At 73.9% G+C, this 19,483-nt stretch carries 19 protein-coding genes; 10 read left to right on the forward strand and 9 right to left on the reverse strand.

All coding sequences use genetic code 11. From position 1 onward, the window contains the following. Positions 1 to 87 precede the first annotated feature (87 nt). Together EV384_RS04535 and EV384_RS04540 are read left to right on the forward strand one after the other, a co-directional pair. Positions 88 to 714 carry a septal ring lytic transglycosylase RlpA family protein gene (locus tag EV384_RS04535; protein WP_207232235.1) on the forward strand — a complete coding sequence of 209 codons (627 nt, stop codon included), beginning with the start codon at positions 88 to 90 and terminating at the stop codon, positions 712 to 714. A gap of 100 nt (positions 715 to 814) precedes the next feature. After that, a complete protein-coding gene (locus EV384_RS04540; protein ID WP_130330406.1) occupies positions 815 to 1,942 on the forward strand; it encodes a PP2C family protein-serine/threonine phosphatase in 1,128 nt (375 codons plus the stop codon). Positions 1,943 to 1,950: 8 nt separating this feature from the next. Here EV384_RS04540 and EV384_RS04545 read toward each other — a convergent pair whose 3' ends face one another. After that, on the reverse strand, positions 1,951 to 2,439 hold the full coding sequence (locus EV384_RS04545) for a MarR family transcriptional regulator (protein WP_130330408.1): 489 nt from the start codon (positions 2,437 to 2,439) through the stop codon (positions 1,951 to 1,953). 87 nt (positions 2,440 to 2,526) lie between these two features. On the opposite strand from EV384_RS04545, the gene EV384_RS04550 reads away from it, so the two are divergent. From EV384_RS04550 to EV384_RS04565, 4 genes are all read left to right on the forward strand, one after another. Then, positions 2,527 to 3,195 (forward strand): NAD(P)-dependent oxidoreductase, encoded by a 669-nt coding sequence (locus EV384_RS04550; protein WP_130330410.1) that lies wholly within the window; start codon positions 2,527 to 2,529, stop codon positions 3,193 to 3,195. Positions 3,196 to 3,207: 12 nt separating this feature from the next. Beyond that, the gene (locus EV384_RS04555; RefSeq protein ID WP_130330412.1) at positions 3,208 to 3,567 is read left to right on the forward strand and encodes a DoxX family protein; all 360 of its coding nucleotides are present in this window, start codon (positions 3,208 to 3,210) and stop codon (positions 3,565 to 3,567) included. Positions 3,568 to 3,681: 114 nt separating this feature from the next. Beyond that, positions 3,682 to 5,538 (forward strand): acyl-CoA dehydrogenase, encoded by a 1,857-nt coding sequence (locus tag EV384_RS04560; RefSeq protein WP_130330414.1) that lies wholly within the window; start codon positions 3,682 to 3,684, stop codon positions 5,536 to 5,538. A gap of 267 nt (positions 5,539 to 5,805) precedes the next feature. Beyond that, positions 5,806 to 6,075 (forward strand): DUF6458 family protein, encoded by a 270-nt coding sequence (locus EV384_RS04565; RefSeq protein WP_067300694.1) that lies wholly within the window; start codon positions 5,806 to 5,808, stop codon positions 6,073 to 6,075. 41 nt (positions 6,076 to 6,116) lie between these two features. Here the strand turns inward: EV384_RS04565 and EV384_RS04570 are convergent, their stop codons facing one another. Then, a complete protein-coding gene (locus tag EV384_RS04570) occupies positions 6,117 to 6,653 on the reverse strand; it encodes a SixA phosphatase family protein (protein WP_130330416.1) in 537 nt (178 codons plus the stop codon). Between the two features lie 115 nt (positions 6,654 to 6,768). Between EV384_RS04570 and EV384_RS04575 the strand changes: the two genes are divergently transcribed. Beyond that, positions 6,769 to 7,056 (forward strand): DUF6458 family protein, encoded by a 288-nt coding sequence (locus EV384_RS04575; protein WP_130330418.1) that lies wholly within the window; start codon positions 6,769 to 6,771, stop codon positions 7,054 to 7,056. Between the two features lie 61 nt (positions 7,057 to 7,117). Here EV384_RS04575 and trhA read toward each other — a convergent pair whose 3' ends face one another. Then, positions 7,118 to 7,795: a PAQR family membrane homeostasis protein TrhA gene (gene trhA / locus EV384_RS04580; protein ID WP_130330420.1), complete on the reverse strand. Its 678-nt coding sequence runs from the start codon at positions 7,793 to 7,795 to the stop codon at positions 7,118 to 7,120. 106 nt (positions 7,796 to 7,901) lie between these two features. Here trhA and EV384_RS04585 point away from each other — a divergent pair, with 106 nt between their 5' ends. From EV384_RS04585 to EV384_RS04595, 3 genes are read left to right on the forward strand one after another with little or no spacing between them, the layout of a single operon-like run. Next, positions 7,902 to 8,525, forward strand: a complete 624-nt coding sequence (locus EV384_RS04585; RefSeq protein WP_130330422.1) for a 5-oxoprolinase subunit B family protein — start codon at positions 7,902 to 7,904, stop codon at positions 8,523 to 8,525. Positions 8,526 to 8,568: 43 nt separating this feature from the next. Further along, positions 8,569 to 9,450 carry a 5-oxoprolinase subunit C family protein gene (locus tag EV384_RS04590; protein ID WP_130340239.1) on the forward strand — a complete coding sequence of 294 codons (882 nt, stop codon included), beginning with the start codon at positions 8,569 to 8,571 and terminating at the stop codon, positions 9,448 to 9,450. Beyond that, positions 9,434 to 10,183: a LamB/YcsF family protein gene (locus EV384_RS04595; protein WP_130330424.1), complete on the forward strand. Its 750-nt coding sequence runs from the start codon at positions 9,434 to 9,436 to the stop codon at positions 10,181 to 10,183. Before EV384_RS04590 ends, EV384_RS04595 begins: the two co-directional genes overlap by 17 nt. A gap of 37 nt (positions 10,184 to 10,220) precedes the next feature. Here the strand turns inward: EV384_RS04595 and EV384_RS04600 are convergent, their stop codons facing one another. The 6 genes from EV384_RS04600 to pdhA form a co-directional block, all read right to left on the reverse strand. Continuing rightward, positions 10,221 to 12,053, reverse strand: coding sequence for an NHL domain-containing thioredoxin family protein (locus EV384_RS04600; protein WP_130330426.1), 1,833 nt, complete (start codon positions 12,051 to 12,053; stop codon positions 10,221 to 10,223). Between the two features lie 117 nt (positions 12,054 to 12,170). Next, on the reverse strand, positions 12,171 to 15,077 hold the full coding sequence (locus EV384_RS04605) for an LppU/SCO3897 family protein (protein WP_130330428.1): 2,907 nt from the start codon (positions 15,075 to 15,077) through the stop codon (positions 12,171 to 12,173). Positions 15,078 to 15,427: 350 nt separating this feature from the next. After that, entirely contained in the window at positions 15,428 to 15,565 is a 138-nt protein-coding gene (locus EV384_RS34670) for a hypothetical protein (protein ID WP_165439874.1), read from the reverse strand. A gap of 223 nt (positions 15,566 to 15,788) precedes the next feature. Next, complete coding sequence (locus EV384_RS04610; protein WP_130340241.1) at positions 15,789 to 17,249, reverse strand: dihydrolipoamide acetyltransferase family protein; 1,461 nt, start codon at positions 17,247 to 17,249, stop codon at positions 15,789 to 15,791. Between the two features lie 5 nt (positions 17,250 to 17,254). Then, positions 17,255 to 18,244 (reverse strand): alpha-ketoacid dehydrogenase subunit beta, encoded by a 990-nt coding sequence (locus EV384_RS04615; RefSeq protein WP_130330430.1) that lies wholly within the window; start codon positions 18,242 to 18,244, stop codon positions 17,255 to 17,257. Continuing rightward, complete coding sequence (gene pdhA, locus EV384_RS04620; protein WP_130330432.1) at positions 18,244 to 19,422, reverse strand: pyruvate dehydrogenase (acetyl-transferring) E1 component subunit alpha; 1,179 nt, start codon at positions 19,420 to 19,422, stop codon at positions 18,244 to 18,246. The genes EV384_RS04615 and pdhA overlap by 1 nt, the downstream gene beginning before the upstream one ends. Positions 19,423 to 19,483: the final 61 nt, after the last annotated feature.

Consider the following 19,483-nt stretch of genomic DNA (forward strand, 5'->3'; position numbering starts at 1 on the left):
CATACCGCCATGATCACGTTGACTTCGGAAGTACTTCTCTCGTTACGGTCCGAGCCGGTTTGTTCAGATGACGAAAGGACCGGGCCGGTGGCTGGTAGGCACTTCCGTACCCGCAAGTTCTCGCCCGTCGCCATCGCGGCCACCGCGGCGGTCGGCGTGGCGCTCGTCGTCGGCGGCACCGTCGGGGCGGTCCAGCTCACCTCCGGCTCGGCGGCTCCCGAGCCGACCGTCGCCGAGGCCCTGCCCAGCACCCTGGCGCCCGCGTCCCCCTCGCCCAGCGCGTCCGTCTCACCGACCCGGAGCCCCTCGCCGACGGCCACCCCCAGCCCGAAGGCCACCCGCACCCAGGCCGCCTCGCGGAGCAAGGCCCGCACCGCCAGCCCGTCGCCGACCGTCACGGCGAAGAAGACCGTCGCGGCGGCGAAGATCGTCGACAGCGGCTCCTGTGGCGCCTCCTTCTACGACGAGGGCCAGATGACCGCCAACGGGGAGGCCTTCAACCCCGACGCGCTGACCGCCGCGCACAAGACGCTGCCCTTCAACACGAAGGTGCGGGTGACCAACCCGGCCAACGGCAAGTCGGTCACCGTCCGGATCAACGACCGTGGCCCGTACGTGGACGGGCGCTGCCTGGACCTCTCCCGGGCCGCCTTCGCGGCGATCGCCTCCGTCGACCTCGGCGAGGTCGACGTGAAGTACGAGGTGCTCGGCTGATCCGGTGATCGACGGCGATCGGGCCGGCGGGGCGATCCGGCCGGACAGAACGTCCTCGGACGACGGGCCAGGTGCATTCTCCTGTTCACGTCCATCAGGCATGCTGTCCGGTGTACGCACGCAACCCTTCCAGTCGGGCCGCGGCCCGCTGAGCCCCGGATCCCGCGCCGGTCTCGGCGCGGCCTTCGCGCTGCTCGCACTCGTCTCCGCCGTGGAGCTGGCCGACGGCCGGCCGGCGCACTACGTGGCGCTGATGGTGGCCGCCCCCTTCCTCGCCGCCGCCCTGGCCTCCTGGCGGGTGGTGCTCGGAGTGGGCGTCCTCGCCACCGTCATCGGCGCCAGCTTCGCCCTCGCCGAGCGGACCATGTCCCTGGTCAGCGCGGTCAACGTCGCCGGGATCGCGCTGGCCACCGCGATCGCCGCCGCGGTCGCCTCGGTGCGCCAGCGGCAGGCCGAACAGATCGCCGAGCTGTCCAAGCTGGCGGCGGTGGCCCAGCAGGCGGTGCTCCGGCCGCTCGGCCCGCAGGTGGGCACGCTCGCGGTGGCGGGGCGCTACATCTCCTCGACCGCCACCGCCGAGATCGGTGGCGACCTCTACGAGGCGATGGACACCCCGTACGGGGTGCGCATGATCATCGGGGACGTCCGGGGCAAGGGGCTGGACGCGGTCCGGCTGGCCAGCATCGTGCTCGGCTCGTACCGGCACGTCGCCTACGAGCGGGCGGACCTGCGGGCCGTGGTGGCCGACCTTGATCGGGCGGTGGCCCGCAACGTGGGCGACGAGGACTTCGTCACCGCCGCGCTGGTCGAGGAGCGGGGCGGCACGCTCACCATCGTCAACTGTGGACACCCGCCGCCGCTGCTGCTGCGCCGGGGCGCGGTGATCCCGCTCGAACCGCCCGCGCCCGCGCCGCCGCTCGGCTTCATGCCGGTGGTCCGCCCCCGGGTGGAACGGCTCGAACCGGGCGACCGGCTGCTGCTCTTCACCGACGGCCTCGGCGAGGCCCGCCGGGACGGCGAGTTCTTCCCGACCGCCGACCGGGCCTGGCGGCTGCTCGGGCACGGCACGGTCGGCGACGGCCTGGCCTCGCTGGAGACCGCCCTGGTCGAGTGGGTGCACGGCCGGCTCGACGACGACATCGCGCTGGTGCTGATGGAGTACACCGGGCCGCGCAGCGGCGCGACCGCCGCCGTGCCGAGCTGGGAGGTCGGCGCGGCCGAGAGCTGACCTCGCCGTCAGTCCTCGGCGAGTTCGTCGGTGGCCCGCCGGCCCGCCTCGCCGGCCCGGCGGAGGAAGTCGGCGATCACCTCCAGCTGGGTCCCGTCGTACCCGGCGCAGATCTCGTCCATCGCGCTGTTCATGCCGGCGTACAGGCCGTACAGCTCCGCGTTGCGCTCGCGCAGCGCGCGGACGGTGACCGAGCGGCGGTCCGTGGCGTCCGGGTCCCGCTCCCGGACGATCCAGCCGCCGCGCTGGAGCCGGTCGAGGATGCCGGTCACGGTCGCCGGGTGCAGCCCGGCCCGCCGGGCCAGCGCGCCGGGGCTGAGCGGTCCGTGCCGGGCGATCAGGTCGAGGCAGTCCAGGTCCACGTCACGCAGCGAGAGGCGTACGCCGACGTGGTGGTTGAGGAGCGCGAGCTGATTGTTCAGCTCGCGCATCGTCTCCTTGATCCGGGTCGCCGTGCGCCGGCGGCGACGCGCGTCCTCAAGTTCTACGGAATCCATATTGTTTGAGCCTCGTATCAACTGTTACGGTTTCCATATCTTACGAGGCCCGACCGCCGAGCGCGGTCGATGGCGAGGAGGCGTTTTATGAAGCTCACGATCGTCGGCGCCAGCGGCGGTATCGGCCGGCACCTCGTCGACCAGGCGGTCGCCGCCGGGGACGACGTCACCGCCGTGGTGCGCGACCCCGGGAAGCTGGCCGGGGCGCCGGTCCGGGTGGTCGCGGCCGATCTGGCGACGGCCGACCCGACGGCGCTGCGCGGCGCGGTCGAGGGCGCCGACGCGGTCCTGTCCGGCCTCGGTCCCCGCTCGTCGGCCGACGCCGGCATCGCCACCCGGGGCACCCGGGCCCTGCTCGCGGCGATGACCGCCGGCGGCGTACGGCGGATCGTCGTGGTCAGCGCGGCCCCGGTCGGCACGGTCCCGACCCCCGGCCGGCCGCACCCGCCGCGGCGCGACCCGGGCGACGGCCCGCTGATGCGGTACCTGCTCGGGCCGGCGATCAGGCGGGTGCTGCGCCGCCACTACGCCGACCTGGCGCTGATGGAGGAGGTGCTGCGGGACAGCGGCCTCGACTGGACGGTGGTACGCCCGCCCCGGCTGACCGACCGGCCGCTGACCGGCGCCTACCGGACGGCGTACGGGCGCAACGTGCGGGGCGGGCTCACGGTCTCCCGGGCCGACGTCGCCCACGCCATGCGCCACCTGCTCGACCGGCCGGAGTCGGTCGGTCGGACCGTCGGCATCGCCAACTGAACGGAGCGCGTCGTGCACATCGCGTACGTCGTCGTGACCGCCCTCGCCGTCGCCGCCACCGGGTTCTCCGGGATCGCGGCCCTGCTCCACTTCCGGCCGATCCTGCCCGGCATGGCGGCGGCGGGGGTGGCGGAATCCTGGCTGACCTTCCCCATCGGCACGCTGAAGACGGCCGGTGCGGTCGGGCTGCTGCTCGGGCTGCTCGGCGTCCCACTGGTCGGCGTGGCCGCGGCGGCCGGGCTGGTGCTCTTCTTCGCCTGCGCCGTGCACACCCACCTGCTGGCCCACGACCGCTCGGCCCAGTTTCTGCTCGCGAACGGCCTCCTGGTGCTCTCCGGAGCCGCGTTGGCGCTGGGGTTGACCGGAAGCTGAACTGGAAGTGTGTAATCGCTGTCACTTCCTCGATCGGCTTGTCGTTGCCTACCGGTGAGTAATACAGTCGGGGTTACTGATCGGTAACACTGTCCGGAAGCGGGGCCAGCGAGCATGACCCACTACAAGAGCAACCTTCGGGACCTCGAGTTCAACCTGTTCGAGGTCTTCGGGGCGGACCGGACGTTCGGCCAGGCGCCGTACACGGACCTGGACGTCGACACCGCCCGCAGCTTCCTCTCCGAGGTCGACCGCCTGGCCCGCGAGGACCTGGCCGCCAGCTACACGGACAGCGACCGCAACCCGCCGGTCTTCGACCCGGCGACGCACACCGCGCCGCTGCCGGAGTCGTTCAAGAAGTCCTTCCAGTCGTTCATGGACTCCGAGTTCTGGCGGCTGGACCTCCCCGAGGCGCTCGGCGGCACCAACGCCCCGCGCGCCCTCTGGTGGTCGCTCGCCGAGATGGTGCTCGGCGCCAACGCCCCGATCTGGATGTACGCCTCCGGCCCGTCCTTCGCGCACGTGCTGCACGTCGAGGGCACCGAGCAGCAGAAGAAGTGGGCCCGGCTCTTCATCGACAAGCAGTGGGGCTCCACCATGGTGCTCACCGAGCCGGACGCCGGCTCGGACGTCGGCGCCGGTCGGACCCGGGCGGTCCAGCAGCCGGACGGCTCGTGGCACATCGAGGGCGTCAAGCGCTTCATCACCTCGGGTGAGCACGACCTGAGCGACAACATCGTCCACTACGTGCTGGCCCGTCCGGTCGGCGCCGAGGGCGTCGGCGGCCCGGGCACCAAGGGCCTCTCCCTCTTCGTGGTGCCGAAGTACCACTTCGACGAGGAGACCGGCGAGCTGGGCGAGCGCAACGGCGTCTTCGCCACCAACGTCGAGCACAAGATGGGCCTGAAGGTCTCCAACACCTGCGAGGTGACCTTCGGCGAGCACGGCGTACCGGCCAAGGGCTGGCTGCTCGGCGAGAAGCACGACGGCATCCGGCAGATGTTCATGATCATCGAGTACGCCCGGATGATGGTCGGCACCAAGGCGATCGCCACCCTCTCCACCGGCTACCTGAACGCCCTGGAGTACGCCAAGAACCGGGTGCAGGGCGCCGACCTGATCCAGCAGTCCGACAAGACCGCTCCCCGGGTGACCATCACCCACCACCCCGACGTGCGCCGCTCGCTGCTGCTGCAGAAGTCGTACGCCGAGGGCCTGCGGGCGCTGGTCTGCTACACCGCGTCCTGGCAGGACAAGGTCGCCATCGCCGAGGCGGCCGGCGACGAGAAGGCCACCAAGCTGGCGAAGCGGGTCAACGACCTGCTCCTCCCGCTGGTCAAGGGCGTCGGCTCGGAGCGGGCGTACGAACTGCTCGGCCACGAGTCGCTGCAGACCTTCGGCGGCTCGGGCTTCCTGCAGGACTACCCGCTGGAGCAGTACGTCCGGGACGCCAAGATCGACACCCTGTACGAGGGCACCACGGCGATCCAGAGCCTCGACCTGATCTTCCGGAAGATCGTCCGGGACAACGGCAAGGCCCTGATGGCGGTCGCCGGCGAGATCCAGGAGTTCATCGCCTCCGAGGCCGGCAACGGCCAGCTCAAGGAGGAGCGACAGGCGCTCGGCAAGGCGCTCGCCGAGATCCAGAACATCCTCGGCGTGATGACCGGCTGGCTGGGCGAGGCGCAGGCCGGCGACGCGCGCAGCCTCTACAAGGTCGGCCTGAGCAGCCGCCGCTTCCTGCTGGCGATCGGCGACCTGGTGGTCGGCTGGCTGCTGCAGAAGCAGGCGGACGTGGCGCTGAAGGCCCTGGCCGGCGAGGCCTCCGCCGCCGACAAGGCGTTCTACACCGGCAAGGTGGCCGCCGCCCGGTTCTTCGCCCGCGAGGTGCTGCCCCGCATCGGCGCCGACCGGCGGATCATCGAGGGCGCCGACCTGGAGATCATGGACCTCCCGGAGGAGGCCTTCTGATCCCTGACGGGACCCGGCAGTGACGACCGGCGGCCGGCGAGCATGTGCTCGCCGGCCGCCGCCGTCTTCCCGTCCGGCACAAGGTTGCGGCATATCGCGGTCTCCGTCCCGTTCCGACCCTGCGCCCTGCCGTGGAGCGGGCCCGGTCACCGGGCGCGGACCGGGATTGGCGTGGCCCGGCCGGGTAGCGCGGTCAAGGGGCGGGTAACCGTCGCGAACGACGTCAGGGCACGCCCAAGGGCCACCGCACGGGGGAGTGCAGCGCACATGGGCATTGGTAGCGGCATCTTTCTCATCGCGCTCGGCGCGATCATGACCTTCGCCATCCGGGCCAACGTCTGGTGGATCGACCTGCGCGCCGTCGGCTGGGTGTTCATTCTGGCCGGGCTGGCCGTCCTGCTCACCACGCTCTGGTTCTGGCAGGACCGGCGCAAGCGGGCCCGTACGCTCATCGTGGAGGAGAACCGCCTCTCCCACCCGACTGCGATGATGCCGCCGCCGCCCGACCCGCCGCCGCCGACGGCCCCGCCGTCCTGATCCGACCCGGCAGGGCCCGTGGCCGAGCCCCTGCCCGCACCTCAGCCGCGTGCGGTGTGCCGGGCGGTGATGGGCGCGCCGCCCGGGATGAGTCCCGCCCAGCGGGTGGTCGGACGGTGCACCACCAGGTCGGTGGTGCGCAGCCCGTCCGGATCCGCCCGCTGCGGGTCGAGCAGCGCCGAGAGCAGCGAGACGCCCGGGTTGTGGGCGATCAGCAGCACCGTGCCCGCGCTCGGCTCCACCGCCCGGACCAGCGCCAGCAGCTCGTCCGGCTGCGCCTCGTACGCCCCTGCCTCGTACCGCACCACCGGTGTCGACCCCGCCGGTCCGCCCTCCGGCGGGGATCCCGTCATGCCCATGGCCACCCCGTGCCAGGTCTGCCGGGTCCGCCGGGTGGTGGAGCAGACCACCACGTCGGGGAGCAGCGCGTGCCGGGCCAGCCAGGCGCCGGCCGCGGCCGCGTCGGCGTGGCCCCGGGCCGTCAGCGGCCGTTCCGCGTCCGGGGCGTCCTGGGACTGCTCGGCCTTGGCGTGCCGGAGCAGCACCAGCGTCCGCTCCTGGTTCCTGCCGTCCGTCATGGGCACAGCTTGCCTGATTGGCGATCTGAGCGCCTGGGTAAGTCGATGGATGCCGCTACCTCATCCTGGCCGCGGCGGGTAGGAAACGCCAGCAGAACGCCAAGGAGGCGACGTCATGGGCATCGGTGCCAGCATCTTCCTGATCGCGCTGGGCGCGATCTTCGCGTTCGCCATCGACGCCAACCTGGGATGGCTCGACCTGAACGTCGTCGGCTGGGTGCTGATGCTCGCCGGCGTCGCGGGCCTCATCACCACGCTCTATTTCTGGAACACCCGCCGCCGTACCGTGGTCGCCGCGCCGGTGCGCCAGCGGGTCGTGGCCGAGCCGGTGGTGCCGGTGCAGGACGACCGGGTCGTGCGCGAGGAGTACCGCGAGGTGCGCCGCCCGGGCTACCCGGCCTGAGCCGTACCGCAGAGTTTTCGAGGGCCCCGCAACGGCGCGGGGCCCTCGAACCGTCTCCGGGTCAGGAGAAGAGCGCGAAGTAGATCGCGATGTGGTGGCAGATCGCCGCGACCAGGGTGCAGGCATGGAAGAACTCGTGGTGCCCGAAGACCGTGGGCCACGGGTTCGGCCGGCGCAGCGCGTAGAAGACCGCGCCGACGCTGTAGATCGCGCCGCCGACGATCAGCAGCACCAGGGCGGTCACGCCGCCGGAGTGCAGGATCTCCGGCAGCATCGTCACGGCCACCCAGCCGAGCGCCAGGTAGAGCGGTGCCGAGACCCAGCGCGGGGCGTGCGGCCAGATCAGCTTCACCGCCACCCCGGCCAGCGCCCCGCCCCAGACCAGGCCGAGCATGATGCTGGCGTGCCGGGTGTCCAGCAGCAGGGCACAGAACGGTGTGTACGTGCCGGCGATGAACAAGAAGATCATCGAGTGGTCCAGCCGGCGCATGATCTGGTAGCCGCGCTCGGACCAGACCCGCCGGTGGTAGAGGGCGCTGGTGCCGAAGAGGCCGCAGACGGTCAGGCTGTAGACGAGGCAGCTGACCAGCGGCGCCCAGCCGGGCCGGGCGGCCGCGATCGAGCAGAGCACGATGCCGCAGACGAGCGCGACGAAGAACGCGTAGGTGTGCAGCCAGCCGCGCATCCGGGGTTTACCGATGTCGACCGGCTTGAGCCGAAGCGGTGCGGAGGTGGTCACGCCCAATAGGCTACGGCACCGTAGGTTACTTGCAAGTAGTGTGTACGGTCACGGACCGTCCGGCCGGAGGACCCTGGCGAGTCCGTCCATCCGCGAGTATGGCGGAATGCGGATCCGACCCGTCGGCGCGCACGCCCTCCTGCTCGACTGCGACGACCCCGACCAGGTCCAGGCGTGGCGGGCCGAGCTGTGGCGCCGCCGCGAGACCGGTGAGCTGACCGCCACGGAGATCGTCCCGGCCGCGGCCACCGTGCTGCTGGACGGCGTACCGGACCCCGCGGGGGCCGCCGCTCGGATCGCCGGCTGGACCCCGCGGCCGGTCACCACCACGGCCGCCGTCGACCCGGTCGAGGTCCCCACGGTGTACGACGGGGAGGACCTGCCCGTCGTCGCCGGCCACTGGGCGATGACAGTGCCGGAGGTGGTCGACCGGCTGCGGCGCACCGAGTTCCGGGTGGCCTTCTGCGGCTTCGCGCCCGGCTTCGCGTACCTGACCGGGCTCCCCGCCGAGCTGGCCGTCCCCCGGCTGGCCACGCCACGGCCCCGGGTGCCGGCCGGCGCGGTGGCGCTCGCCGGGCCGTACGCCGGGATCTATCCGACCGCCTCGCCCGGCGGCTGGCTGCTGGTCGGCCGCACCGATCTCGTCCTCTTCGACGTGCACGCCGACCCGCCGGCCCGGCTCACCCCCGGCACCCCCGTACGGCTGGTGTCCCGTGAGCGCGAGGAGTGAGCCGGTCTTGCGAGCCCCGCAGTCGCGAACCGGCGTGCTCAGCGTGATCGAGGTGCTCCGGGCCGGCGCGCTCACCACCGTCCAGGACCAGGGCCGACCCGGCTACGCCCACCTCGGCGTGCCCCGCTCCGGCGCGCTCGACCCGGCTGCGCTGCGGCTGGCCAACCGGCTCGTCGGCAACCCGGAGGGCGCCGCCGGGCTGGAGATCACGCTGACCGGCTGCGAACTGCGGTTCGATCATGCCGCCTGCGTCGCGCTGACCGGGGCGGAGGTCGAGGTCCGGATCCACCGCGAGCCGGCCGGCCACCGCCCGCCCGACGTGAGTCGTCCGGGCGACGTCGGCCGGCCCCTCTCGCTGCCGGCCGGGGCGACGCTGCGGATCGGCCCGCCCCGGGCCGGCCTGCGCACCTGGCTGGCCGTCTCCGGTGGCATCGACGTGCCGCCGGTGCTGGGCAGCCGCGCCACCGACACGCTCTCCGGACTCGGTCCGCCCCCGGTACGCGACGGCGACCGGCTGCCCCTCGGCGAGCCGGTCGGGCACCCCGCGCCGGTCGACGTCACCGTCGCCCCGGCCGTACCGGGCGAGCTGCGGCTGAGCCTGCGCCCCGGCCCCCGGCACGACTGGTTCACCCCGGCCGCCCTGGACCTGCTCTTCGGCACCGCGTACCAGGTCAGCCCGGTGAGCAACCGGGTCGGCGCGCGACTGACCGGCGCCGCCCTGCCCCGCGCGGTGACCGGGGAGCTGCCCAGCGAGGGGCTGGTCCTCGGGGCGGTGCAGGTGCCGGCCGACGGGCAGCCGCTGATCTTCCTCGCCGACCATCCGACCACCGGTGGATACCCGGTCGTGGGTGTGGTGGACGACGTGACCCCGCTCGCGCAGGCCCGACCAGGGACTACGGTGAGGTTCCATGGACCTCAACGCTGACCTCGGCGAGGGATTCGGCATCTGGCGGCTCGGCGACGACCACGCGCTGCTGGACCTGGTCACCTCCGCCAACGTCGCCTGCGGCTTCCACGGTGGCGACGCGTCCACCATGCGCCGGGTCTGCGCCGCCGCCGCCGAGCGCGGGGTCGCCGTCGGCGCCCAGGTCGGCTACCGGGATCTCGCCGGCTTCGGCCGCCGGCACATTGCGTACGACTTCGCCGAACTCCGCGACGAGGTCACCTACCAGCTCGGCGCCCTGGAGGCGTTCTGCCGGCTGTTCCACACCCGGGTCCGCTACCTCAAGCCGCACGGCGCGCTCTACCACGCGGCGGCCTGCGACGAGGCCCAGGCCGCCGCCCTGGTCGCCGCGGTCAGCGGGTACGACCACGAGCTGCCCGTGCTCTGCGCGCCCGGCTCGGTGCTCGCCCAGCTCTCCGTCGGCGCCGGGCTGCGGGTCGTCGCCGAGGGCTTCGCCGACCGGAACTACCTGCCCAACGGCTCACTGGTGCCCCGGACCGCGGCGAACGCGCTGGTCACCGACCCGGAGGAGGTGGCCGACCGGGCCGTCCGGATGGCGACCGAGCGCACCGTGGTCGCGGTCGACGGCCGGGTGGTGCCCTGCCAGGTCGAGTCGATCTGCGTGCACGGCGACACCCCCGGCGCGGTGGCCTCCGCCGCCCTGGTCCGGGCCGCGCTGATCGACGCCGGAGTCATCCTCTCCCCGTTCGCCTGACCGCCGGGGCCCGTGCGGCGCCCCGGCGGTCAGGCGCTCAGGCGTCCAGGCCGCGCAGGACGAGGGGAAGTCGGGTGGCGGCGCCGTCCACCACCCGGACCGGGACGCCCCAGTCCTGCCGGGTCAGGTGGCAGGCGGCGTGCTCGACGTCGGCGTCGCAGGTGGCCGCCTGCGCGGTCACCTGGAGCACCCCGCCGGCCACCTCGCCGTTGACCACCAGCCGGCGGGACAGGTCCGTCGTCGTCCCCGCGCCCTCGATCAGCAGCTCCGGCGGCGACGCGGTGACCACCAGCCGGGTCGACGGCCCGTACGTCTCGTCCAGCTTCTGCCCCGGCGCGGGCGTGAAGATCACGTCGAGCGTGACCTCACCGGCCGCCACGTCGGTCGGCTTCCGCTCGGCCCGGTGCCGGGGGCCGTCCACGGTGCTGGCGCCCGCCGCGGAGAGCGCGCCCGGGGCCAGCCGGGTCAGCCGGTGCGCGGCGGACTCCACCACCAGCACCTCGCCCTCGGCGGTGAGCACCAGGTCGCTCGGCTCGGCCAGCCCGTCCGCCACCGTGGCGACCTGGTCGGTCTCCGGGTCGAAGCGGCGGACCGCGCCGTTGTACGTGTCGGCGATCAGCACCGAGCCGTCCGGCAGCGCGCACACCCCCAGCGGATGCTGGAGCAGCGCCCGGTCGGCCGGGCCGTCGACGTGGCCGAAGTCGAAGAGGCCCTGCCCCACCGAGGTGCCCATGACGCCGTTCTCGACGTACCGGAGGGCGCTGGTCTCGCTGTCCGCGATCCAGAGCCGGGCGCCGTCGGCCGAGACGGAGAGGCCGGAGGGCTGCGCCATCCAGACGTCCGGCAGCGGGCCGTCGCGCAGCGCCTCGACCGTGGTGCCCGCGTACATGCCGGCGGTCCGGCGGATCGGGTCGAACCACCAGAGCTGGTGGATGCCGGCCATGGCGATGACGACCTTGTCGTCGTACCAGGCCACGTCCCACGGGGAGGAGAGGTCGACGGAGAGCCCGTCGTGCGCGTGGTCGTCGACCGTCGACCGCCACTGCCGGCCGGTGCCGGCGACCGTGACGACCTCGCCGGTGCCCAGCCGCACCCCGCGCAGCAGGTGGTTGACGGTGTCGGCGACGACCACGTCGTAACCGGCCACCTCGGCGACGTGCGTCGGGAGCAGGCAGAGCCCCTGCGGCTCCGAGAAGGTGGCCGTCTCCGCCGGGCCGTCCGCGTGGCCCCGGGCACCGGCACCGATCCGGCGGACCAGCTTCTCGCCGTCCGGAGCCAGCTCCACCAGCGAGTGCCGGGACGAGTCCGAGACCAGCAGGTTGCCGCCGTCGAGCGCCACGGCCTTGCCGGGGAAGCGCAGCGTGGTGTCCGGCTCGGCCGGCGGGACGTAGGGGCCGTCGCCCCGGTGCAGGGTGCCCTTCGCCTCGTGGGTGGCGATCAGGTCGTCGACCAGCCGGGCCAGCCCCTCGGCGTGCCCCTCGCCGGCCATCGTGGCCACCACGTAACCCTCGGGGTCGACCACCGACAGCGTCGGCCAGGCCTTCGCCGCGTACTGCTGCCACATGTCCAGCTCGGGGTCGTCGAGCACCGGGTGGTGCACCCCGTACCGCTCGACGGCGGCGGCCAGCGCCTCCGCGTCCTTCTCGTGCTCGAACTTGGGCGAGTGCACGCCGATGACGACCAGCACGTCGCCGTACTTCTCCTCGAGCGGCCGCAGCTCGTCGAGCACGTGCAGGCAGTTGATGCAGCAGAAGGTCCAGAAGTCCAGCAGGACGATCTTGCCGCGGAGGTCGGCCAGCTTGAGGTCCCTGCCGCCGGTGTTCAGCCAGCCCCGGCCGCGCAGCTCGGGTGCCCGTACTCGTGCGCTCATGCCTCCAGTCTGCCGGACCGGACGGCCCGGACCGGCCGGCACCCCGAGCGGGCTCGTTCACACCCGGGGTACGACGGCGGGGCCACGGTTCACCGTGGCCCCGCCGTCGGAGGGTCGTTACTTGCCGGCCGGCTTCAGGCAGAGCACCCGGTTGGTCCCCTCGCCCGGCAGCACCACGTGCGGCTGCGTCGGGTCGCCGCACTTGTCCTGCGCGTCGACCTTCGACACGACCGTGAAGGCGCCCTGCTCGCCGCAGTTGGCGGCCACCGCGCCCGCGCCGGACTGCTTCACGCAGGAGCCCACCGCCGGGTCGAAGCCCGCCGGCTTGTCGTCGCCGCCGACCTTGCCGAGGAGCGTGAGCAGGCCGAGCGGAACGGCCAGGATCAGCACCGCCGCGATCAGCACGAGGGCCAGCACCCGCCCGTTGCGCACCTTCGGCGCCGGCGCCTCGGTCTTCGGCTCGGCGTCGGGCTTGAACGCGTCGAAGCGGCCCTGCTCCGGCTCGCCGCCCAGGCCCTGCTGCCAGGCCGGCGGTGCCTGCTGGGGCGGCGGCGGGAAGGCTGGCGGGAACCCACCCGGCCCCTGCTCGTGCATCGCCCCCGGCCCCTGGCCCGGCACGCCGACCGACGCGCGGCCACCGGCCGGGCCACCCTGACCCCCGAACGGGTCGTTGTGCCCCGGACCGCCGTACGGATCGCCCTGGCCGGGGCTGCCGTACGGGTCACCCGGACCGGCGTGGCCGCCGGGACCGCCGAACGGGTCGGGACGCTCGCCGTTGTGCGGGTGCACCCCGTTGGCGGGACGGTGGTTGGCGGCCGGGTCCACGAAGGACGGCACGCCGGGCGGGAACGGCGGCGGGCCCGCGGGCGACGACGGCGGCGCGGACTGCGCCTCGGCGAAGCCGTGCGGCCCCGCCGGGCGGCCCTGGTCGTCGTAGCCGGACTGCGGGCTCTGGTCGTCGTAGCGGGGCTGCTGGCCGCGGTCGTCGGGGCGCTGACCCTGGTCGTCGAAGCCGGACTGCTGGCCGGGCTCGTCGAAGCGCTGGCCGCCCTGCTCCGGGTAGCCGTTCGGGGCGTCCTGCCCGGTGGCCTCCTCCGGCTCCGGCCGGGTCGGGCGGCCGTACACCCGGGGCTGCGGGGCCGGCGAGCCGGCGGGCCGCACGGCCTGGTCGGTCGGGGGCATCACCCGGCTGGCCAGCGGCACCGACGCGCTGGCGGAGACGGCGCCGGCCTCCGGGGAGATGCGCGGCGCGGGCACCACCGGCCCGGCCGGCGACTGCGGCTCCTGGTGCGACGCCTCTGCCGGGCCCCAGCCGGGCACGGCGCCCGACTGCTCCGACTCGTACGCCTGCGGGTCCCGGCCCGCCGGCTCGGCGGGCGCCTCCGCGGCTGGGGCGAACTGCGCCGGCGGCCGGTAGTCGGCCGGCGGCGACGCGGCCAGGCTGGCGCCCGGCACCCGCTGCTCCTGCGGCGGCAGCGGTACGGCGTTCCCGGGTGAGATGCCCGGGCCCGGTGCCGGCTGGTAGGCCGCCGGCTCCTCGGCCCGGCCCGACTCCCAGCCGTTCGACTGGGGTGCGGCGGGTTCCGCCTCGGCGGAGCGGCCCCACACCTCGCTGGCCGGCCACGGCTCGGCGTCCGGCACGGCCGGGCGGTCCCCGCGGGTCCACTGCGGCGCGTCGTCCTGGTTGGCGCCCCAGGCCGGCGGGCCGTCCGGGGACGGCACCGAGGCGGTGGCCCGCGCCGGCGAGGGCTCCGGCGGCGTCCAGCCGCCGGCCTCCGGCCGGTCGTCCTGGGCCGGGGCGGCGGCGCCCCAGGGGCCGGCCTGCGCCGACTCCTCCGACGCGGGCCGGTCCTGCTGCTGCGGTACGGCGGCGGCGCCGCTCCAGCCGGTGGCCGGACGCTGGTCGTCCGGCGCGCCCCAGCCGGGCTGCTGCGCGGGCTCGCCGTGCGTGGCGGCCCGTCCGGCGGCCCAGCCCCCGGAGCGGTCCGGGTCGTCGTCGCGCGGCCCGGTCTCCCAGCCGCCGGCGTTGTCCTGCTGCGGGGCGGACCAGCCGCGGGCCGGCTCCGCCTCGTCCTGCCGGGCCGGTACGCCCGCGGCCCAGCCGCCCGAGCGGGCGGGATCGTCCTGCTCCGGGTTGCCGGCTGGCCAGCCGCCGGAGCGGTTCGGGTCGTTCGACGTGCCCCAGGCCTCGTTCGGCTGCCCCGCCGGGGCGGGCACCTGCGCGGCGGCGCGGGCGGTGGGCGCGGCGGAGGCCCAGGCGGGTGCGGACTGCTCGCCCTGCTGGCCCCAGGCCGGCTGGTCGTCCTGCGGCGGGCTGGTCCAGCCGCCCGAGCGGGCGGGATCGTCCTGCTGCTGCGCACCGGTCCCGACGGGCCAGCCGCCGGAGCGGCCGTCCTGGGTGGCGGGAGCCGTGTTCCAGCCTCCGGAACGGGCGGGGTCGTCCTGCTGCTGCGTGGTGGCCCAGCCGCCGGAGCGGGCCGGGTCGTCGTGCGACTGCCCGGCGGGCACCTGCGCCGCGCCCCGGGCGCTCTGGTCGGCGGCCTGCGCCCAGGCCGGCTGGTCGCCGCCCGGTCCGGCGGCCCAGGCGGGGCCGGCCTGCTCGGGCGTCGCCCACGCGGGCGAGGGCTGCTCCGGGGGGGTGGTCGGGTTGGCGCCGGGCGCGGAAGCGGCGGCCCAGGCGGGGCCGGCCTGCTCCGGCGCGGCCCAGGCGGGCTGGGGCGAGCCGGCCCAGGCATCCGGTTCGGTCTGCTGCGGCACCTGGGCGGCCCCCCAGGCGGGGTTCGGTGGCTGGCCAACCGGCTGCGCCCAGGCGGGGGCGGGCGACTGGTCGTCCTGCCCGGCCCAGGCGGGGGCGGGCTGACTCGGCCGACCGGCCGGCGGGGGTGGCGCCCAGCCGAGGTCGGGGGCGTTGGGGTACCCGTTGTCCTGCTGCGCCGGGTGGTCGCCGTACGGCGCCGGTCCGCCGGCGCCCGGCGACACCTCGCCCGGCTCCTGGCCGGGGCGGTGCGGGGCCTCGGACGTCATGGGTGCGCCTCCTCCATCACATGTCGGCCGCCGATGCCGATCGGGGACCGTCGGCATCGTTGCCGGCGTCGCCGGCGGGTACCGGCCGTGCGGGCTCCCCGCACCGTATCCGGTGGCCGCCCGGAGGTGTCCGGGGAGCACCGGCCGTCACTCACCGTTGCCGGACGGTGTCGATCGGCTTCTATCGGCGCGATCTGGTCCCGGGGCGGATGGGTGGCGACCGAGCCCCACCGTACCGGGCGGTGCGGCGAGGTGGAATCCCGGTCTCAATCACCCCCAAACGCCGAGGACCCGCCCGGCTGTGCCGGGCGGGTCCTCGAACTGGAGGAGGTGAGGAAAGTCGAGGAGCGTCAGCTCATGTGACGCTGGGCGATGGCGAGAAGCTCCTCGCGGACCGCGGGCGAGTTGGCGGAACGCAGCGCGTGCTCGATGGCGCGGGCACGGCGGCTGGCGTCGCGGCGGTTGCGGATTCGCTCGATCATGCTCATCTGGGTCTCTCCTCCTGGCTATTCGGTTGTCAGCCCCTTGATGTCTCTATTGAAGCGCATAACGCCGCCAACTTCCATCGATTATTAGGTGAGCTGAACCACGGACCTACGGATCGTAGGTCAACGGGTAGCCGGAGCCATGATTTCGTTCCCCCAACGGCAACGGCCGGTGTGCCGGGCGTTAACCCGTGGCACACCGGCCGTGGCCTGGTGTCGAGGACCGTCAGGTCCAGGCGAGCAGCGCCGCCTCCGGATCGGCCAGGAAGTCCCCGATGTCGCGGAGGAACTTCGAACCCAGCTCACCGTCGATGATCCGGTGGTCGAACGACAGGCCGAGCGTGGTGACCAGGCGTGGCTTCACCTTGCCCTTGTGCACCCACGGCATCTCCCGGACCGCGCCGAAGGCCAGGATCGCCGACTCGCCCGGAGGCAGGATCGGCGTACCGGTGTCGACGCCGAAGACACCGACGTTGGTGATCGTCAGCGTGCCGCCGGACATGTCCGCCGGGGAGGTCTTCCCGGCCTTGGCCGTCTGCACCAGCGCCGTCATCGCGTCCGCCAGCTCGCGCAGCGAGAGCCGGCCGGCGTCCTTGATGTTCGGCACGATCAGGCCGCGCTCGGTGGCCGCCGCGATGCCCAGGTTCACGTAGTCCTTGACCACGATCTCGTCACCGGCCCAGGTCGAGTTGACCATCGGGTGACGCTTGACCGCCAGCAGCACCGCCTTCGCCACCAGCAGCAGCGGCGAGACCCGCACGTCGCGCCACTCCCGCCGCTCCCGGAGCCGGTCCAGGGCCTTCATCGCCCGGGTCACGTCGACGGTCAGGAACTCCGTCACGTGCGGGGCGGTGAACGCCGAGCGGGACATGTTCTCGGCGGTGAGCTTGCGTACCCCCTTGACCGGGATGCGCTGCTCGCGGTCCGCGCCGAAGCTCGCGGCCGCGGTGGCCGGCGCCGCGACCGTCAGCGGCTCGGCCGCCGCCGGGGTCCCGCTCGCCGCCCGCTGTACGTCCTCCCGGGTGATCGAGCCCAGTGGCCCCGACCCGGTCAGCGTGGCCAGGTCGACACCGAGGTCCTTGGCGAGCTTCCGCACCGGCGGCTTGGCCAGCACCGGCCCGCCGGTCCAGCCGTTGCCGTTGACCGGAGGAGCCGGCGACACCGGCGCGACCGGCGCCGGAGCCGGCGCGGCCTGGACCGGGGCGGCCGGCGCCTGGGCGGGGGGGCCGCCCTTGCGCGGCCGGCGCTTCGCCGCCGTGGTCCGCGGGCCGTAGCCGACCAGCACGGCGGTCCGCCCACCCGGGGCGGGACCGCCGATCAGGCCCGGCTCGACCGCGCCCTCGGCCGGGGCCACCTCGACCGCGGCCAGCGAGGCCGCCGACGGGGTGGGCAGCGCGGCGGCCGGCGCACCGGTCGTCGACTCCTCGATCGGGCCGGCGCCCGGGTCGGTGTCGATCGCGATGATCGGCGTGCCGACCTCGACCGTGGTTCCCTCCGGATGGAAGATCGCCTGCACCTGGCCGGCCCACTTCGCCGGGATCTCGACCGCCGCCTTGGCCGTCTCCACCTCGACGATCGGCTGGTTCAGCTCGATGACGTCGCCCACCTTGACCAGCCAGGCGAGGATCTCGCCCTCGGTCAGGCCCTCACCCAGGTCGGGGAGGTTGAACTCCTTGATCCGTGACATGCCGCTCACCAGCCGAAGGTGCGGTCGACGGCGTCGAGCACCCGGTCGAGGTCGGGCAGGTACTCCTCCTCCACCCGGCTGGCCGGGTAGGGGGTGTCGAAGCCGGTGACGCGCAGCACCGGGGACTCCAGGGAGTAGAAGCACTCCTCGGTGATCCGGGCCGCGATCTCCGAGCCCAGGCCCAGGTTGCCCGGGGCCTCGTGGACGACCACGCAGCGGCCGGTGCGCTTCACCGACTCGTACGCGGCGGTCAGGTCCAGCGGGGAGAGCGTGCGCAGGTCGATGACCTCCAGCTCCCGGCCGTCCTCGGCGGCGGCGGTCGCCGCGTCCAGGCAGGTCCGCACCATCGGGCCGTACGCCAGCACGGTGGCGTCGGTGCCGGCGCGGGCGACCCGGGCCGAGTGCAGCGGGTACGCCTCCGACAGCGGGGCGTCCAGCTCGACCGGACCCTTCTCCCAGTAGCGCCGCTTCGGCTCCAGGAAGACGATCGGGTCGTCCGAGGCGATCGCCTGCTGGATCATCGTGTACGCGTCCTGCGGGTTGGCGCAGGTCACGACCTTCAGGCCGGCGGTGTGCGCGAAGTACGCCTCGGGCGACTCCGAGTGGTGCTCGACCGCGCCGATGCCACCGCCGTAGGGGATCCGGATGACCATCGGGATCCGCACCTTGCCCTGCGAGCGGTAGTGCATCTTCGCCACCTGCGACACGATCTGGTCGTACGCCGGGTAGACGAAGCCGTCGAACTGGATCTCGCAGACCGGGCGGAAGCCGCGGATGGCCAGGCCGACCGCGGTGCCGATGATGCCGGACTCGGCCAGCGGGGTGTCGATCACCCGCTGGTCGCCGAAGTCCTTCTGGAGCCCGTCGGTGATCCGGAAGACGCCGCCGAGCTTGCCGACGTCCTCGCCCATGATGACGACCTTCGGGTCGTTCTCCAGGGCCTTGCGCAGACCGGTGTTGAGGGCCTTGCCGAGGGTGAGCGTCTCCGTGGCCATCAGTGGGCGCTCCCCTCGAACGACTCCATGTACTTGCTGAACTGCGCCCGCTGCTCGTCGAGCTCGGGGGACCCGTTGGGGTAGACGTGGTCGAACATCGTCACCGGCTCCGGGTTGGGCATGGCGAGCACCCGCTCGCGCAGGTGCACCGACTCGGCGCGGGCCTGCTCGTCGACGGCGGCGAAGAAGTCCGCGTCGGCGAGCTGCTGCTTCTCCAGGAACGCCTTCATCCGGGCGATCGGGTCCTTGGCCCGCCAGGCCTCGACCTCGCTGGCGATCCGGTACCGGGTCGGGTCGTCGGAGGTGGTGTGCGCCCCCATCCGGTAGGTGTACGCCTCGATCAGGCTGGGGCCCTGGCCGAGCCGGGCGTTGTCCAGCGCGTGCCGGGTCACCGCGTACGACGCGAGCACGTCGTTGCCGTCCACCCGCACGCCGGGGAAGCCGAAGCCGCCCGCCCGCTGGTACAGCGGGACGCGGGTCTGGCGCTCCAGCGGCTCGGAGATGGCGTACTGGTTGTTCTGGCAGAAGAACACCAGCGGGGCGTTGAAGACGCTGGCCCAGACGAACGCCTCGTTGACGTCGCCCTGGCTGGTGGCGCCGTCGCCGAAGTAGGCGATCACCGCCTCGCCGTCCTCGGTGCCGGTCTTGCCGTCCATGTGGACGCCCATGGCGTACCCGGTCGCGTGCAGGGTCTGCGCCCCGATCACGATCGTGTACATGTTGAACTTGAACTCGTTGGGGTCCCAGCCGCCCTGGTCGACGCCGCGGAACAGGCCGAGCGGCATGATCGGGTCGATGCCCCGGCAGTAGAGGACGCCGTGCTCCCGGTAGGTCGGGAAGGCCATGTCCTGGGTGCGCAGCGCCCGGCCGGAGCCGACCTGCGCGGCCTCCTGACCCAGCAGGCTGGCCCAGAGGCCCAGCTCGCCCTGGCGCTGGAGCGCGGTCGCCTCGGCGTCGAGCTTGCGGACCAGCACGAGGTCGCGGTAGAGCCCGCGGTACTCCTCGTCGGTGAAGTCGACGCGGTACTCGGTCCCGTCCGGGCCGATCGCGCTCTCGATCCGCTCGCCCTCGGGCGTGAGCAGCTGTACGAGTTCCGGCTCGCCCGCCGTGGCGGGTCGCTTGGAACGGGGTGCGGCCCGCCGGCCGCGGGTGGTGACCCCGGGGTCGCCCTTTGCCATCCGTCTCTCCCTGTCGTGTCTGCGTCAGCGCCGGGGGTGACCCGTGCCGCGCAACTCGTGC

It is taken from the genome of Micromonospora kangleipakensis (assembly GCF_004217615.1).
In the GTDB taxonomy this organism is placed as follows: Bacteria; Actinomycetota; Actinomycetes; order Mycobacteriales; family Micromonosporaceae; genus Micromonospora; species Micromonospora kangleipakensis.